Genomic DNA, 16,820 nt, shown 5'->3' on the forward strand with positions numbered 1-16,820 from the left:
GCCGCAACCATGCCCGTCATCCGTGGCAGCCACACGCCACGAGGCCCCCGAGTCGCACGTGACCTGACCGACCTGGCCCGCCTCCACGGCGTCGCCACGCACTACACCACCGATCTCGGCCGCAGGGTCGACGTCTCCCCGGAGACCCTGCACGCCGTGCTCGGCGCACTCGACGTCGACACGAGTACCCCCGGCGGCATTCGCGACGCGCCGGCCGAACGCAGGCAGGCCCTTGCCGGGCATCTGCTGCCGCCCTGCGCGGTGGTGCGCGCGGGGCGGCCTCCGGCGGCCCCGGTCGCCCCGTCCGGGTCCCGGCTGCGGGTCGACACGGAGGACGGCCGGGACACGTGCCCCGAGGGAGAAGCGGACCGCGTTCCGAGCCGCGCAGCCCTGGCCGTGCACGGCTTTCCCGCCCGGACACCCGCGAAGCCCCTGGGCGTCCGGCTGCCCGACACCGTCGGGGACCGCCGCCCCCAGAACCTGCCCGGCACGTCCGACGAGTACCCCGACTGGCGCCTGCCCGTGGCCGGACCGGAAGGACTTCCGCTCCCCTTGGAGGACCTGTTCGCGCATGCGGGTCCGCGCGCGGTCGCCGAGGTCCACCGTGACCTGTCCACCACCCCGGCCGCTCCGCACGGCTGACGGCCGGCCCCGCCAGAGCCGTACGGACCCCCTCCACCCGCGAGGGGCGGCCGGCGGAACTCCTCCGCACACTGCCGCCGGCACAAGGCGGACGCTTGATTCACCTCCCCCGGATACATCTCCCCGACCGAGAGGAACGACCAGAGCCATGAGCACCGAGACCGATGTCCTCGTCCTGGGTGGCGCCGGCGTGGACACCATCGTCCACGTCCCCGAGCTACCGCTCCCCTATGCCGACAGCTACATGATCCGGCCCGGCATCGAGACCCGCGCGGGACAGAGCGGGGACTTCGTCGCGCTCGGGGTGAGCAGCCTGGGCCTGCGCACCCACCACCTGGACATGATCGGCGAAGACCACGAGGGCGACCTGGTCCGCGCACTCCATCGGGACCGGGGCATCTCCCTCACCGAGGTCCCTCTGCCCGGCGGTACCAAACGCGCCGTCAACCTGGTCGGCCCCGACGGCCGGCGGCTGTCCCTGTACGACGACAGCCGCTCCCAGGAGTCCGACCGGCTGCCCGAGGCGACGGTTCGGGACCTGGCCGCCGTCAGCCGTCACGCCCACGTCGTCATCACCCATCCGTGCGCGCTCGCGCTGCCCGTGCTGCGGGAGACCAGGGTTACCCTCTCGACCGACCTGCACGACTGGGACGGCGCCAACCCGTACCACGAGCCCTTCGCCCTGGCGGCGGACCTCGTCTTCCTGTCCACCACCGCCCTGGACGACCCCGAGCGCACCATGCGTGACATCGCCCGGCGCGGCCGGGCCCGGGCCGTCGTGGCCACCGCCGGAGCCGAGGGCGCCTACCTCCTGGCCGACGGCGAACTGGTGCATGTCCCCGCCGTCACGCCCCCGGCCCCCGTGGTGGATTCCAACGGCGCGGGCGACGCCTTCGCCTCCGGCTTCCTGTTCGGCTGGCTGAACGGCGAAGACCTCCGGCGGTGTGCCCTGTACGGGGCGGTCGCCGGTGCGTACGCCTGTACCGTGCCGTCGACACGCACCGACACCATCGCAAGTGCCGAGCTCCTCGCCGAAGTGGCCAGGCTGGAGGCACGGTCCGCGTCCGAGACGGCCGCGGGTGCCGATACGTCCGGTGACCCCGTATGACGCGTACGACGAGCGGCGGGTCCCCATTCGCTGCCGCTCCACCGTCCGGATACGACGTCGTGATCGTCGGTGGGGGAGTGTCGGGCTGCGTGCTGGCCTCCCGGCTGAGCGAGGACCCCGGTCGGACGGTGTGCCTGGTGGAGGCCGGTCCGGACTACGGCCCCGACCAGGGTGCCTGGCCGCACACGCTGCTGGACGCCCGCTCCCTGCCGCGCGACGACGTCTGGGAGCGCGGCACTGAGGTGCACCGCATTCGCGCCCGTGTCCTGGGCGGCTCCTCCTGCGTCAACGGCTGTTGGCACACCTGGGGTTCGGCAGCCGACCACGAGGAGTGGACTGATGCGGGCGGCCGGCCGTGGTCGGCTGCCGCCATGGAGCCGTATCGGCTGCGGGCCGTCGAGCAGATGCAGCTGCGGACCGTACCGGAGCGGGAAATCTCCGTCTGGGCGCGGGCTGCCCTGGCGGGGGCTCGTGAACTCGGCTACGCAGACGTGGACGTGGCCACTTCGGGCGGGACCGGCTGCGGCACCCCGCTGATCAACGCACTTGACGGCCTCCGCTGGAACGCTGCCTTCGCCTACCTCGAACACGCCCGGTCGCGGCCCAACCTGACGATCCTGGGCAACACCACGGCTGACCTGCTGACCGTGCGCCACGGGCGGGTCCGGGCCGTCCAGGTCGTCGTGGACGGGAGGCGCGAGACCCTGGCGGCGGACACGTTCCTCGTCGCCTGCGGCGCCTTCGGTTCACCCGCGCTGCTGCTGCGCAGCGGCATCGGCCCCGCCGACGAGTTGCGGGAGACCGGGATCCGGCCCTCGATCGAAGTGCCCGGCGTGGGTGCGAACCTCGTCGACCAACCCGGTGTCTTCGTACCGCTGACCCCGACGGCCGAGCTGAACGCCGCCTTGGCGGCCAAGGAAGAGGCCGGCGAGCTGTACGTCAGCCGGATGCTGATCCGGGCGGCCAGCGAGGTCTGTCCCGAGGACTCCTGGGACCTGCACATCCTGCCTTCCGCGGGCGACCCGCTGTTCGGCACGCTGCCGCCCGGGGAGTACGAGGCGGGCATCTCGGCCTTCCTGATGAAACCCCTCTCGCGCGGCCGGGTACGACTGCGCTCGGCCGACCCTCACGCCCGCCTGGACATCGACCCGGCCTTCCTCACCGACCCGGCGGGCCGCGACGCCGCCGCGCTCCGCTCGGGCCTGCAGCTCGTGGAGCGGCTCGCCGCGACCGCTGCCTTCAAGCCGCTGGCCGGCCCCGTCGCGGGCCGCCCGTCGCGCGACCTGTCGGACGAGGAGCTGCGCGCCCGGCTCGGCACGTACTGGCACCCGGTGGGTACCTGCGCCATGGGACACCCCGACGACCCGGCGGCCGTCGTCGACGGCGAGGGCAGGGTGCGGGGTGTGGACAACCTGCGGGTCGCCGACGCCTCCATCCTGCCCACCGCTCCTGCGGCGAACACCCAGCTCCCGGTACTCGTCCTCGCCGAAATGCTCGCCGACGCGGTGAAGGAGAGCGACGAGGGATGACCGACCCGACCGGTGCCACCGGCATGCGGGTTCGAACACTGCGTCGGCCACGTCACCGATACCCGAACCTGCTCGACCTTGCCGCACATACAGACGGAGAACGAACACAGTGACCGCGAGTACCCCATACACGACCGCCGGCGCGCCCGGCATTCTGCAGTCCGCCCGCTTCTACGTCACCTTCCGCTGCAACTCGCTCTGCGGATACTGCAACGTATGGCAGGACGACAAGTTCAAGGGCTACGAGGAGCTGACCCTGGAACGGGCCCGTCAGATTCTGGACGAGCTGCACGAACTCGGCGTCCGCTATGTCGATTTCACCGGGGGCGAACCGGTGCTGCACCCGCACATCGACGGGATAGTCCAGTACGCCAAGTCCCTCGGAATGACGGTGGAGGTCACCAGCAACGGCATCCGGTTCGCCAAGCACATCGACGCGATCGTGCCGTACGTCGACACCATGAACATCTCGTTGGACACGCTCAGGCCCGAGCGGTACCGGCAGATCCGCGGAGTGCCCACCCTGGACCGGGCCCTGGACGTGATCCAGCGCATCATCGCCACCGGCTCCGGCAACCTGAAGCTGATCTGCGTCGTCACCCGGGAGAACGTGGACGAGATGCCGGAGCTGCTGCGCTTCGCCCACGAGAACCGGATCACCATCTATTTCTCCGGGATGTTCGAGTACTTCGACGAGCAGGACACCGTCCGTGACATGCAGAGGACGGCACGCAAGCTCAAGCTGATCGAACAGAACGGCAAGCCGCTCAACGACACCGTTGCCGCGCGGGCGGACCGCATGGAAGGCTCGGGGCCGGTCGGCGGACCGATCGCCGCCGAGCTGATGCGGCTGCTCCACGAGCCGTTCGCACTGATCAACCTGCACTTCCGCAAGTACATGGAGAACCTGGACCCGACCGCGCCCACGGCCTGCTTCGCCAACAAGCGGATCCTCACCGTCGGCCCGGACGGACGCCTGGTGCTGCCCTGCTACCACGCGTTCGACAACTCGGTGCCGTGGGACCGCCCGCTGCGCGAACTGGTGCAGGACGAGGAGTTCGTGCGCGTACGCGACGAGGAGGTCGGCCACCGCTCGGAGTGCCGTAGTTGCACTGTCTTCCCCTACATCGGGCTCTCGTTCAGCTACCGGTTCGACAAGGTCTTCCTCTACCAGGCGCTGTCGGAGGAGATCGCCAAGATCAAGGTCCGGTTCGCCGACCCGCTGTATCCGAGCCTCGGTATCGCCTTCGAAGAACTCCAGCTGCAGTACCAGGAACTGGAGCAGCTGATCGATCACGCGCTCCCCACCCCGCGAGCGCCGCTCACCTCGGACCACCTCTATCGCTTCGAGACCACCGCGACGGGCCTCCGGACCGAGTTCGTCGCCGGGGAGGTCAGCCTCGCCGAGCTGCTGGGCGACCACGCGCATGGTGAGTGCTGGGGGATCCAGCGGTCGCCGCACACCTGGGTGCGGCTGGTCTACCGCGACCTCGTCCCGGCGCTCAAGGCCCTCGCCGAGGAGGGGCTGCTCGCCCACGACGCCTACGAAGCCACGGTCGCCGAGCTGTACGCCGTGCAGCTGGCCTGGTGGCAGGGGTACCTGGCGTGCTACTACCGCGGTGGCGACCAGGCGGACACCGCCGGACCCGAGAAGGTGCTCACCGGCTTTCTGGAGCGCACGGCGGCCCTGCTGCCCGACGCGCCCGGCTCCGGGCGCGTGCGCGAGGTGCTGTTGCACGCCGGCTGCGTCCTCGGCCTGGCGCCCGAGACGCTCGCCCCCCTCGCGGTGGGCACCCCCTTCCCGGAGGCCGGGCTCATCGCCAAGCACCTGCTGCTCATCGCGGACGACGCCGACCTGCCCCGGTACGCCGGCCTGCTTCCGGAGCATGCCGCCGAACCGCTGCGCCGCTCGGCCGGGGCCCGCGACGACGGCATCGGCGCGCACGCCCCGCTGGATGCCGAGACCGGGCGGCTCCTCGGTCACGGGAGCAGCGAGCAGGACGGGAACCAGGAGGAGAGCGTCGACCAGGCCACAGCCGAACGGCTGCTCGCGGCCCTGGCCCTGCTCGACCCGGTGCAGCGCGCAGCCGCAGCCGAGCGTCTGCTCGCCCATGAGCTGCGGGCCCCGCAGGTCCTGCGTCGTCGAGGCGAACCGCTGAGGGCCCGCCGCGGCGCCTAGGCAGTTCCTTCAGGAGGCCGGCCAGGCCCGCGGCGTCCGGTGCAGGGCGTCGCGGGCCAGGCACGATCCGGCAGCGCCGGGGGCGGGCGTCCGGATGTCAGGCGAGGGAGACCAGGTCCAGGTAGTCCTCGCTCCACAGGTCCTCGTCGGCGTCCGGCAGCAGCAGGACCCGGTCCGGGCGCAGGGCCTCGATGGCGCCCTCGTCGTGGGTGACCATCACGATGGCGCCCGGATAGGTGCCCACCGCTGCCAGGACCTCACGACGGGACGCCGGGTCGAGGTTGTTGGTCGGCTCGTCCAGCAGGAGCACGTTCGCACCGGAGTGGACCAGCGTGGCCAGCGCCAGCCGGGTCTTCTCGCCTCCCGAGAGCACCTCCGCACGCTTGTCGGCGTCGTCCCCGGTGAACAGGAACGAGCTGAGTACGCGCCGTACTTCGCCCTCGCTCAACTGCGGCGCGGCGGTGGCCAGGTTCTCCCGGACGGTACGCGCGGAGTCCAGGGTCTCGTGCTCCTGGGCGAAGTAGCCGAGCCGCAGCCCGTGCCCGCGCACCACCCGGCCGCCGTCGGGCGTCTCCCGGCCGGCCAGCAGGCGCAACAGGGTGGTCTTCCCGGCGCCGTTGAGCCCCAGGATCACCAGCCGGCTGCCCCGGTCCACGGCGAGGTCCACACCGTGGAGCACCGCCTGGCCGCCGTACGACTTGGCCAGGCTCACGGCCCCGAGTGGCATCCGCCCGCAGGGGGCGGGTTCGGGCAGGCTGATCCTCGCCACCTTGTCCGCCCGCCGGGTGGGTTCGAGGCCGGCCAGCATCCGGTCGGCGCGGCGGGCCATGTTCTTCGCGGCGGTGGCCGTGGCCACCCGGGCCCGCATCTTGTCGGCCTGGGCGTGCAGGGAGGCTGCCTTGCGCTCGGCGTTGACCCGTTCGCGCGATCGCCGCCGCTCGTCGCTCTCCCGCTGGGTCAGATAGGCAGCCCAGCCGGTGTTGTGCACGTCGATGGTGGCGCGCTGCGGATCGAGGTGGAAGACCCGGTTGACCGTCTCGGCGATCAGATCGATGTCGTGACTGATCAGGATCAGCCCGCCGCTGTGGCCGGCCAGGAAGGTGCGCAGCCAGGCGATGGAGTCGGCGTCGAGGTGGTTCGTGGGCTCGTCCAGCAGCAGCGTGCCGTCACCGCCCGCGAACAGGATCCGGGCCAGCTCGACCCGCCGTCGCTGGCCACCGGAGAGTTCGCCGACCGGCTGCGTCATGACGCGCGTCGGCAGCCCGAGACCCGCGGCGACGCGGGCCGCCTCCGCCTCCGCCGTGTAGCCGCCCGCGCTCTGGAACGCCGCCTCCGCACGGACGTAGGCATCCATGGCCCGCGCCTGCTCGGAATCACCCGTGGCCTCCGCCATGGCGGCTTCGGCGCCCCGCAGGGCCCGGACCGCCCGGTCCAGGCCGCGGGAGGAGAGGATTCGGTCGGTGACGGTGACGGACGGATCCGCGGCGCGGGAGTCCTGCGGCAGGTAATTGACGGATGCCGTGCGGGAGATCGTTCCGGCAGCCGGCCGGGTGTGCCCGGCCAGGGTGTTCAACAGGGTGGTTTTGCCCGCGCCGTTACGGCCGACCAGGCCGACCCGGTCGCCGGGCGCGACGGTGAAGGAGATGTCGGACAGCAGGAGACGGGCGCCGACGCGCAGGTCGACACCATGAACGGTGATCATGTAATGACGCTCCGAGAAAGCAAACGGACACACTTCTGGCGTGGAAGCGGGTTCGTGAGCTAGGAAATCCGGGGCGTAGACATGCCCCCAGATTATCGGACGGCCCCCTCCCGTGCACTGCCTTATGGCGCTGCCCGCGGCGGTACAGCCGTGAGTTCCCCGATGTACGAGTCGGCTTCTCCGGTCCGTCCGTCCACCGATGGCCGCCCTCTGCCTCGTACGTGGTGGCGGTCGTCGTTCAAGTGCGGACCGGGCGCACTTGCGCGACGCGGCCGGGCACGCGACGGGGGAGGGGCGGCCGAAGCCCGGGACGGCTACTGGTCCGGCCGGCCGGCCCGGGCGAGCCTGAAGAGCTCTTCCACACGTCGGCTCCCGGCGAACACGTCAAGGAGCTCTCCCCGGAGGCGGGGGTCCTCGGCCGACGCACGCAGCACTCGGGTGAAGTCCTCGTCCAGCGGCTGCAACTCGGCCTGACGGCAGACGAATTCGAACATCGCCGCCCGGCCGGCGTCACGCCGCGCGGCGTAGCGGGCCAGGGACCGTCCGGGAGCCAGTGCGCCGGAGAACTCCTGCCCGATCGCCCGGGCGAGACTGTCGGCGTCCGTGAACGCGTCCGAGATGCCGTGCGCTCCGATCGGGTCCTTGTGCTGCCCGGCGTCACCCGCGAGCGCCCAGCCCGGGCCGTGTGGCAGGCGGAAGAAGTTGCGCAGCAGGCCGGCAGCCCTGACCGGCTCGGCGAGCCGCCCGCCGTGCATTCGTGCCCGCAGCTCCGGCAGGCGGTCCAGGGTGTCGAGGTACAGCCGCTCGGATCCGGAGCGATGGGCGAGGAAGTCCGTGCGGGGCAGGGTGAGCGCCACGACGGTCAGTCCGTCGTGGGTGGGCCACAGGGAAGCTCCGAGCCCTGGTCGTACGAACGTCTCCGCCCCGTCGGCCGGCACGTGCGACCAGTATCCGTAGAGGGTGGCGGCGAGCGGGCCGCGATCCTTCGTCACGGGCGCGCCCACCGCCCGCGCGATCGTCGAACCGCGACCGTCGGCGCCGACCACCAGCCGGGCCCGCTCGGCGAAGGGCACCCCCCGCGCGTCCTGTCCCCGGACCCCGGCCACGACACCGTTCTCCCACACCACATCACGTACGGAGGAGCCTTCGCGCACCTCGGCACCCGCCTCCCGCGCGGCGTCGACCAGCAGGGCGTCCAGTACGGAACGACGAGGGGCGTACGTCGTCGCCGGTCCGTTCGCGGCTGTCGGCGTGCCGGACAGCACCGTGCTGCCGAAGTCCACGCGCAGCTGGTCGATCGGGGGGCAGCCGGTGGCCGCGAGCCGGTCCTCCAGGCCCCAGGACGCGAGGAGTTCGACACCGGGGCGCAGGATCCAGTGGGTGGAGAGTGTGTCGCTCGGGAAGGAGGCGCGGTCCAGCAGCAGAACCGAGTGCCCCGTGCGGGCGAGAAGCATTGCGAGCGGAGCTCCGGCGCAGCGGGCGCCGACCACGATCACGTCGTACGGGCTCATGGACGGCGACTCTAGGAGGGGCGGCAGCCGCCGGTCGATGCTCGATATGAACACCTGCACAGCCGTGCACCCAACGGCTTCGTGCTCCTAAACTCCAGTGCCTTATTGCGAATTGACGGGTATTCGAGGAGGTGAGTCCATGTCGGAACCTCAGGCGGTCCCCTCCGCCGAGCAGGATGAAGTCGAGACGGTCACAGCCACACTCCGCGTTCATCCTCGCGTCCGGGCGGCGAGAGTCGAACACGCCAAGGGCGGGCCGGGTGAGAGCGGACGGCTCGTAGCCCATGTCGTCCCGGTGGCGGATCCCGGCGGTGGTCCGGCCGGGGACGCCGATCCGGTGGTGGACTCATGGCGGGCCGTCTTCGACGACTGCTATGAAGTCGCCGCACTCGACACCACTCCACAGACGTCCAGAATCACGGGGTGGACGGACAGCATCACCGGACGTCCGGTTTCCGTTGCGCAGATGGCCGAGTGGGTCGACACGACCGTGGCGCGGATCTCCGCTCTCGGGCCCCGCAGAATTCTGGAGATAGGCGCCGGTACGGGTCTGCTGATGGATCCCCTCGTCCGCACGCTCGGCCCGGATGTCTACACCGCCACCGATTTCTCGGAGCAGGCCGTGCTCCTGCTGAGGGAGCTGGCCGCCGAACTGAAGGAGCACGCCCCGGGAACAGCCACGACCGTCGCCCAGGGGCCGGCCGTCGCGCACGTGGAGGGCGGCCCCTACGATCTGGTGATCATCAACTCGGTCGCGCAGTACTTTCCTTCGATCCTGTATCTCGAAGAGGTCCTGCGCCGGGTCCTGCCGGCTGTCGCACCGGGCGGGCACGTCTTCCTGGGAGACCTGAGGCATGCGGGGCTCCGTGACGCCCTCGTCGGCCTCAAGCACCACCGGCAGGCGCCGGCCGGGGCCGACCACGCGCAGCTGACCGCCCAGATGGACCGGGAGCTGAGGCTCGACGGGGAGCTGAGCCTGCATCCCGGGTACCTGCACTCCCTGGTGGAGCGGATCGACGGGATAACGGGTACGGAGACCGCCCCGCGCCGGGGTGCCTCGCCGACCGAGATGACGCTGTTCCGGTACGACGCCGTGGTGCACGTCGGCTGTCCGTCGGCGGACGCCGAACCCGAGTGGTGCGACGGCGGGACCCTGACGGTCGAACAGCTACGGATCCGTCTTGCCGGGGAGGAGCAGCCGTTCGGATTCCGGGGTGTCCCGAACGCGCGGCTGGCCGAGGCTCTCGCGCTGCGGGAGCCGAGCGGTGCGGCCCGGGACACGGGCCCGGCCGAGACCGGTGGCACCGGTCATCAGGGTGGCGGCGACCCGACGGGCGAGCGCGGCACCGTGAGCGGTCTCGACCCCGAGCGGCTGTGCCTGCTGGCCGAGGAGTCCGGATGGTCCGCGAGGCTGCGGTGGACACCCGATGACGACGGCGCCGGCAGGTTCGACCTCTGGTGCGTACCGTCCGGGCACACCCCGGCAGCGGTCTGCCAGGCGGTGCCCGGCGTCGCCGGCGCCGGCCGGCCCTGGCGGCAGCCCGTCTTTCCGCCCCGGGTGGAACTGAGCTGCCGGGAAGAGGTGCTCCGAACGGTCAACGCGGACCTTCCGCCGGGGCTGCGGCTCCAGGACCTGGTCTTCGTGCCGGAACTGAGCTGACCGGCACCGGCCGTACCCCTCACCAGGCACACCGAACTGCAAAGGATGAAGCATGGTTACGCACGTCCGCCATGTGGGATTCGGGGTCCCGAATCTTGCCGCGGCCCGGGAGTTCTACGAGAAGCGCTGGCAACTGGAGGCGGTGGGCAACGACGACGACCGGCTCTACCTGGGGTCGGGCTGCCCGGAGAGCCACGTACTGCGCCTTCGCGAGACCGCCGAACCCCGGGTCGACCTGATCTCGCTGGCCGCCTCCTCGGCCACTGAGGTGGACGAGATAGCCGAGCGGGTGGCACGTCATCCCCAGGCGAAGATCGTGCGCGAACCCGGCGAGCGACAGGACCTCGGGGGCGGGTACGGACTGTGGTTCCTCGACTGCGACGGCCGTACGGTCGAGGTGTCCTCGGATGTGGCGGGCCGGGCCTTCCGGCCGGTGGAGGAGACGGAGACCCGCCCGATCGGGATCAGCCACGTCGTACTCAACACCCCCGACCTGCACGCCGCCCGCACCTTCTACGAGTCCGTGCTCGGGTTCAGGGTGTCGGATTGGGTCGAGGACATCATGTGCTTCATGCGCACCGGGCGGGCCCATCACGTCATCGCCTTCACCAGGGCTCCGCACACCTCGCTGAACCATGTGGCCTTCGAAGTGCGTGGACTCGACGAGTTCATGCGGGCGACCGGCGCGATGATGCGCCAGGGCATGCCGCCGCTCTGGGGGCCCGGCCGCCACGGGGTCGGGCAGAACACCTTCTCGTACTTCCAGGACCCGTCGTCGGGATTCGTGCTCGAGTACACCACTGCGGCCCAGATGATCGACGACGAGCACGGCTGGACGCCGAAGGTCTACCCGGCGACGGCCCAGACGACCGATGTGTGGGGAACCGCCAACGCGCGGGACGAGCTGGTCGCCACCACCCTGCTCGGCACTCCCGACCCGGGCCTGTGGGCGGCTCCGCCGGTATGAGTGCGCAGGGAAGTGGTGCGACGGGCGGAACATCGCCGGTGGTCCTGGTCACCGGGGGCTCCTCGGGTATCGGGCTGGCCGTCGTCGAGGACTTCGCGGCGCACGGGTACCGTGTCGTCGTCCTGGACCAGGAGGAGCCCGGGCGGCCCCTGCCGGCCGGGGCGAGCGCCGTCCGCGGCGACGTGTGCAGTGTCCGGGACAACGAGCGGGCTGTGGCCACCGCCCTCGACCGATTCGGCCGGCTCGACGTTTTCGTCGGCAACGCCGGGATCCACGATGCCGGGACCCGGCTGCGGGACCTCCCGGCCGAGAAGCTGGCCGAGGCGGCCCGGAAGGTCCTGGACGTCGATGTGGTCGGGTACATGTTGGGCGCCCGGGCCGCCGCCGACGCGCTGGAGCGCACGGGAGGCTGCATGGTCTTCACCCTCTCCGACGCGTCGTTCCTGGTCAGCGGAAACGGCGCGGGCCTCGCCTACGCGGCGGCCAAGCACGCGGCCCTGGGGCTCGTTCGTCATCTGGCCGCAGATCTGGCGCCAGGGATACGAGTCAACGCGGTGGCCCCCGGGGGAGTGGTGACGGGGCTTCGTGCGGTGGTGGGGCCCGGCCCGGCGATTCGGCCGGTCTTTGCCGACCCGGAGCCCATCGTCCGCACCATCCGCGAGTTCAACCCCCTCGGGGTCGTGATGGAACCGTCGCAACTGGCTCCGCTCTACCGGTTCCTGGCCTCACCCCAGGCGGCGGGGATGACGGGGGAAGTGCTCCGTCCCGACGGTGGACTGTCGGTGCGGTGACCGTGCCCCGTGAGGGTGGTGGGCGAGAGATGAGGGGGGGTCGGCCCCGCACCGGGCCGGCCCCCTGGAGGGTCCCTTCGGAGCGCTCTCAACGACAGCCCAAAAGATCAGATTATCCGTTTGCGCACAGCAACGATCAAGGTATGTTTCTCGATGGATGCCCATAGTCTGCAACTTTCCTTCGAGGAGCCTGCGTTGAGCGTAGATGAGCAGCTCAAGACGCGTGAGAGCGACGCCCTTTCCTATGTGGCGCAGTGCGAGAGCGAGCTCCGCCACTCCCCTGTCGAACTCGTTCCCCTTGCGAACCTCGTGACGTTGGGAACGCTTCGGAAATCGGGTGCGGACGCAGGCCACGCGCAAGCCCTGGCCGACAGCGAGTTAGCCCTGCCGCCCATCACGGTGCACCGTGCCACCATGCGCGTGGTCGACGGAATGCACCGGTTACGCGCCGCCGAGCTCCGGGGCCAGGACCGGATAGCCGTGCAGTTCTTCGACGGCGACGAGAAGGACGCGTTCGTCCTGTCGGTGGCGGCCAACGTGGCCCATGGCCTGCCGCTGGCGAGAGCCGACCGGATCGCCGCCGTGCAGCGCATCTTCGTTTCCCATCCGCAGTGGTCCGACCGCGCGGTGGCGTCCGTGACCGGCCTCTCCGCCAAGAAAGTGGCCGAGGTGCGCCGGGGCATGGCCGACGACGAACCCCAGGTCGCCGTGCGGGTCGGTCTCGACGGCCGGGCCCGCCCGGTCAACAGCGTGCAGGGCCGGGAACTGGCGAGCGAGCTCATCCGCTCCAACCCCGGTGCCTCACTGCGGCAGATAGCCCGGAAGGTGGGCATCTCCCCGGCGACGGTCGCCGACGTACGTGAACGGATCCGTCAGGGCGTGGACCCTGTGCCGTTGAAGCTCCGCGGCGGGAAGCCGCAGTCGGGACGGCGAACCAGGCCGGTGGCCGGCACCAACGCGCCGATGCTGCCCAGCCGGAAGCTTTCGGACCTGATGCCCATCTTCGACACCCTGCGCAGGGACCCCTCGCTCCGGTTCAACGACACCGGCCGACTGGTTCTGCGCCTCTTCGACTCCTGTGCGCACGCCGCCCGCGAGCGGCGCAAGATCGCCGACAGCGTTCCGCCGCACTGTCGCATGCTGGTGGCCGAGCTGTTCCTCGGATATGCGGAGATGTGGCGCTACCTCGCCGAAGAGCTGGGCGAGGAGACCGAGTTGATCCGCTCCGAAGCGGTCTGACCTGGATGCGTGCAGACCTTCTGTTCAACTGCGTTAACGCAGCTGTTGAACACAGTTCGCCCGCACACCGTGTGCGACCCGAGGAGAACCGATGGCCAACACAACGGTGAACCGTGCGGCTGCTGCGCCGTCCCGGGAGCCCGCGACCGTGCTGGTCGCCGTCGTCGTGCCGGAACTGGAAAACCCCCTGCTCCTGCACCTGGCGAGCCAGATGGCACACGCCCTGCTGCGGCAGGGGCTGCTTTCCGTCCTCTGCCCGGAGGCGGCCGGCCAGGAGTGGCAGGAACAATGGCACGAAGAGCTGCCCGGGCGGCTCAGGGCACGCGGCATCGACGGGATGGTGCACATCGGACCGGTGCGGACCGGCGATGCGAAGGCGCCGGAGGGCGGGCTCACCGCCGGACCGGGCGCACCGGTCTTCGTCGTTCACGCCGGGGCGGAGGGCTCCACCGCCCTGCAGCTCTGCACCGACGACGCGGTGGCCGCCGACAGGACGCTCGGATACCTTTCCGGGCTGGGCCACACCGCGATCGGGCTCATCCTGACGCACACCGCGGACCAGGCGGCCGGCGACCGTGCAGAATCGTTTCTGGCGCGGAGTCCGGTCCTGGTGAGACAGACGATCTCCTCGCCGGAGGGCGGGTACTCCGCCGCCGGCGCACTCCTCGACGCCGGCTGCACGGCCGTCGTCTGTGACAACGGACTGCTCGCGCTCGGCGTGCTCGATGCGGTGCGGAGCCGCGGACTGACCGTGCCCGGCGACGTGTCGCTGATCGCTCTCGAGGACGCGCCGTCCAACCGCTACACCGACCCGCCGCTGACGGTGTTACAGCTGCCCGTGCGGCGGATGGCACAGAGTGCGGCCGAGGCGCTCAAGGAGGCACTGCTCGGGGTGCCGGTGCCCCGCGCCGACCTCGTCTTCGCCTCCGAACTCGTGGTCCGGGGATCGACCGGCCCCGCACCCCGTGGCGGTCGGGCATGCTGAGGCTGGCGGCCACGGACCTGGACGGCACACTCCTGAGAAGCGACAGGAGCATCGCCCCGCGGACACTCGAAGCGCTACGGGCCGCGCGGCTGCGCGGCATGAGACATCTGATCGTCACAGGGCGGCCTGCCTCCGGGTGCGGGCAGGTTTTCGACGCTCTCGGGTACCGGGGGATCGCCGTCTGCGGGCAGGGCGCCCAGCTCTACGACGTGACCGCGCGCCGGGTGCTCAGCACGGTCGCTCTCGACCGGGATCTGGCCCGCACCCTGGTGGCCCGGCTGCAGGCCGAGCTGGCCGAGCTGGGCGTACCCGGCGAGCTGTCTCTTGCCGTGAACACCTCCGGCCCGGAAGGCGAGTTCGTGCGGACCAGCGCATTCCCGGTCCGCGACACCCTCTCGCCGGTCCGGACCTGCCGTCCCCGGGACCTGTGGCGCCGGCCGGTCGACCGGGTCTTCCTGCGCCACCCCGTGCTCCTCGACGACGATCTGGCCGCGCTCGCCGCAAGGGTCTGCGGCCCTCTGGCCGCCGTCACGCACTCGGACCGCGGTCTGGTGGAGATCCTGCCCGCCGGCACGGACAAGGGGACGGGCCTGGCTCTTGCCGCGGAGCGCTACGGTGTCGACCTCGCCGACGTGATCGCCTTCGGAGACATGCCCAACGACATCCCCCTGCTGAGCCGGGCGGGCCACGGCGTGGCCATGGGCAACTGCCATCCCGACCTGAAGGCCGTGGCCGACGAGGTGGCGCCCCACCACGACGACGACGGGGTCGCCCGTGTCCTCGAAGGGCTGACAGGGACTTCCGGCCAGGCGAGCAGCGACCCTCTCAACCGATCTGTGCCTCCCGACGCACCGGAAAGGACCGCCCCATGCGCGTCGACCTGCTGACCCGCGAGTACCCGCCCTATGTGTACGGGGGCGCCGGTGTGCATGTGACGGCCCTCGCCGGTCAGCTGCGCCCCCTGGTGGACCTGCGGGTCCACCACTACGGTCCGCCCGACACCCCTGACGTGCCGTCCGCCGCGTCAGCAGGCGCCCCGGACGTGCTCGCCCACCGGGTGCCGGCCGAACTGCGCGACGCCAACCCGGCCCTGCAGGCCGTCGCGGTCAACGCCGCTATGGCGGAAGCCGTGGCGGGCGCGGACGTGGTGCACAGTCACACGTGGTACACGGGTCTTGCCGGCAGGTTCGCCCAGCAGCTCCACGGCATTCCGCACGTGGTGACGGCACACAGCCTGGAACCCCTCAGGCCCTGGAAGAAGGAGCAGCTCGGCGGGGGATACGCCCTGTCCTGTTCCATGGAACGGACCGCGCTCTGTGCGGCCGACCGGGTGGTCGCCGTCTCGCGGGCCATGGCACAGGACATCACGCGCCTCCACCCCGAACTCGACCCCGACCGGGTCAGCGTGGTGCACAACGGCATCGACACCCAGGAGTTCGCCCCCGACCACAGCAGCGACGCACTGGAGTCGTTCGGCATACGCACCGACCGCCCCATCGTGGCGAGCGTGGCCCGGATCAGCAGACAGAAGGGGCTCGACCATCTGCTGCGGGCCGCCCAGCACTTCGTTCCCGGAACCCGCCTGGTGATCGTGGCGCAGGCCGCCGATACCTCCGAGGCCCGCGCGGAGTTCGCGGACGGGGTCGGCCGGCTGCGCGACCAGGGTGTCGACGTCCACTGGATCGGTGGGGAGTTCTCACGCCGTGCGCTGGTCCAACTGCTGACGCACGCCAGGGTGTTCGCCTGCCCCTCGGTCTACGAACCGCTCGGCATCGTGAACCTGGAGGCTATGGCCTGTGGCACGCCGGTCGTCGCTTCCGCGACCGGCGGCATCCCCGAGGTGGTCGTCGACGGCGAGACCGGCCGGCTCGTGCCCCTGCTCGGGGGGCCGGAGACCGGCGGGCAGCCGGATGACCCCTTCGTCTTCGCCAAGGACTTCGCCGCCCGGGTGAATTCTCTGCTGGACGACCCGGACACCGCGGAGAGGATGGGGCAGGCCGGGCGTCTGCGCGCCGTCGAGACATTCTCGTGGCAGCGCGCCGTACGCGAAGTGAGGGACGTCTACGCGTCGATCGCACGACAGGGCCCGGCCGTCTGACAATTCCCTGCTCCGGGCCGCGCACGACAAGTCGTTCCGTGCGAAGCGAGACGATTCCACGCCTTGGCGAAGACTGAGTTGAGCGCTCCTTTGGGTAACGCGGTTCGGGTTCGTACTCTCTGGCGAGGCGTGATCGCAGACAGAGGAGGCGCCTCGTGCCGGAATATGAAGCAGCCCTGGACGTACTGACCGACATATGGGCGGAGGTATTGCAGCGGAAACGCGACACCATATCGCCGGAGGACAGCTTTTTCGAGATCGGCGGTGACTCTCTAAAAGCCCTCTGGATGATCGACCGGGCCGCCGAGCGCGGGCTGGCATTCACCCCCCGCCAGGTATTCGGGTTCCCGGTGCTGGGCGAGTTGGCCGCGCTCGGCGGCCCGGTCGATCATCCAGAGGGCTTTTAGAG

General features: G+C 70.9%; 14 protein-coding genes. 12 read left to right on the forward strand and 2 right to left on the reverse strand.

The genetic code is table 11. The features are described from left to right. The first annotated feature begins 9 nt into the window (after positions 1 to 9). The 4 genes from PV721_RS16985 (at position 10) to PV721_RS17000 (ending at position 5,458) form a co-directional block, all read left to right on the forward strand. The gene (locus PV721_RS16985) at positions 10 to 642 is read left to right on the forward strand and encodes a hypothetical protein (protein WP_319724982.1); all 633 of its coding nucleotides are present in this window, start codon (positions 10 to 12) and stop codon (positions 640 to 642) included. A 148-nt stretch (positions 643 to 790) separates the two neighbouring features. Continuing rightward, positions 791 to 1,750 carry an adenosine kinase gene (locus PV721_RS16990; protein ID WP_319724985.1) on the forward strand — a complete coding sequence of 320 codons (960 nt, stop codon included), beginning with the start codon at positions 791 to 793 and terminating at the stop codon, positions 1,748 to 1,750. A gap of 59 nt (positions 1,751 to 1,809) precedes the next feature. Beyond that, on the forward strand, positions 1,810 to 3,279 hold the full coding sequence (locus tag PV721_RS16995) for a GMC family oxidoreductase (RefSeq protein WP_319724987.1): 1,470 nt from the start codon (positions 1,810 to 1,812) through the stop codon (positions 3,277 to 3,279). A 109-nt stretch (positions 3,280 to 3,388) separates the two neighbouring features. Then, a complete protein-coding gene (locus tag PV721_RS17000; RefSeq protein WP_319724989.1) occupies positions 3,389 to 5,458 on the forward strand; it encodes a radical SAM protein in 2,070 nt (689 codons plus the stop codon). Positions 5,459 to 5,555: 97 nt separating this feature from the next. Here the strand turns inward: PV721_RS17000 and PV721_RS17005 are convergent, their stop codons facing one another. After that, positions 5,556 to 7,160, reverse strand: coding sequence for an ABC-F family ATP-binding cassette domain-containing protein (locus PV721_RS17005; protein ID WP_319724991.1), 1,605 nt, complete (start codon positions 7,158 to 7,160; stop codon positions 5,556 to 5,558). Between the two features lie 314 nt (positions 7,161 to 7,474). Then, complete coding sequence (locus PV721_RS17010) at positions 7,475 to 8,671, reverse strand: NAD(P)/FAD-dependent oxidoreductase (protein ID WP_319724993.1); 1,197 nt, start codon at positions 8,669 to 8,671, stop codon at positions 7,475 to 7,477. 139 nt (positions 8,672 to 8,810) lie between these two features. Between PV721_RS17010 and PV721_RS17015 the strand changes: the two genes are divergently transcribed. The 8 genes from PV721_RS17015 (at position 8,811) to PV721_RS17050 (ending at position 16,818) form a co-directional block, all read left to right on the forward strand. Then, a complete protein-coding gene (locus tag PV721_RS17015; protein WP_319724995.1) occupies positions 8,811 to 10,331 on the forward strand; it encodes a class I SAM-dependent methyltransferase in 1,521 nt (506 codons plus the stop codon). 52 nt (positions 10,332 to 10,383) lie between these two features. Further along, a complete protein-coding gene (locus PV721_RS17020) occupies positions 10,384 to 11,298 on the forward strand; it encodes a VOC family protein (RefSeq protein WP_319724997.1) in 915 nt (304 codons plus the stop codon). Further along, positions 11,295 to 12,089: an SDR family oxidoreductase gene (locus PV721_RS17025; RefSeq protein WP_319724999.1), complete on the forward strand. Its 795-nt coding sequence runs from the start codon at positions 11,295 to 11,297 to the stop codon at positions 12,087 to 12,089. The genes PV721_RS17020 and PV721_RS17025 overlap by 4 nt, the downstream gene beginning before the upstream one ends. 120 nt (positions 12,090 to 12,209) lie before the next feature. After that, a complete protein-coding gene (locus PV721_RS17030) occupies positions 12,210 to 13,328 on the forward strand; it encodes a winged helix-turn-helix transcriptional regulator (RefSeq protein ID WP_319725001.1) in 1,119 nt (372 codons plus the stop codon). A gap of 91 nt (positions 13,329 to 13,419) precedes the next feature. Next, positions 13,420 to 14,313, forward strand: coding sequence for a LacI family DNA-binding transcriptional regulator (locus PV721_RS17035; RefSeq protein WP_319725003.1), 894 nt, complete (start codon positions 13,420 to 13,422; stop codon positions 14,311 to 14,313). After that, on the forward strand, positions 14,307 to 15,200 hold the full coding sequence (locus tag PV721_RS17040) for an HAD family hydrolase (protein ID WP_319725005.1): 894 nt from the start codon (positions 14,307 to 14,309) through the stop codon (positions 15,198 to 15,200). The genes PV721_RS17035 and PV721_RS17040 overlap by 7 nt, the downstream gene beginning before the upstream one ends. Continuing rightward, a complete protein-coding gene (gene glgA, locus PV721_RS17045; protein ID WP_319725007.1) occupies positions 15,182 to 16,411 on the forward strand; it encodes a glycogen synthase in 1,230 nt (409 codons plus the stop codon). Before PV721_RS17040 ends, glgA begins: the two co-directional genes overlap by 19 nt. A 155-nt stretch (positions 16,412 to 16,566) precedes the next feature. After that, positions 16,567 to 16,818, forward strand: coding sequence for an acyl carrier protein (locus PV721_RS17050; protein ID WP_319725009.1), 252 nt, complete (start codon positions 16,567 to 16,569; stop codon positions 16,816 to 16,818). Positions 16,819 to 16,820: the final 2 nt, after the last annotated feature.

It is taken from the genome of Streptomyces sp. MB09-01, from assembly GCF_033794505.1.
Taxonomy (GTDB): domain Bacteria; phylum Actinomycetota; class Actinomycetes; order Streptomycetales; family Streptomycetaceae; genus Streptomyces.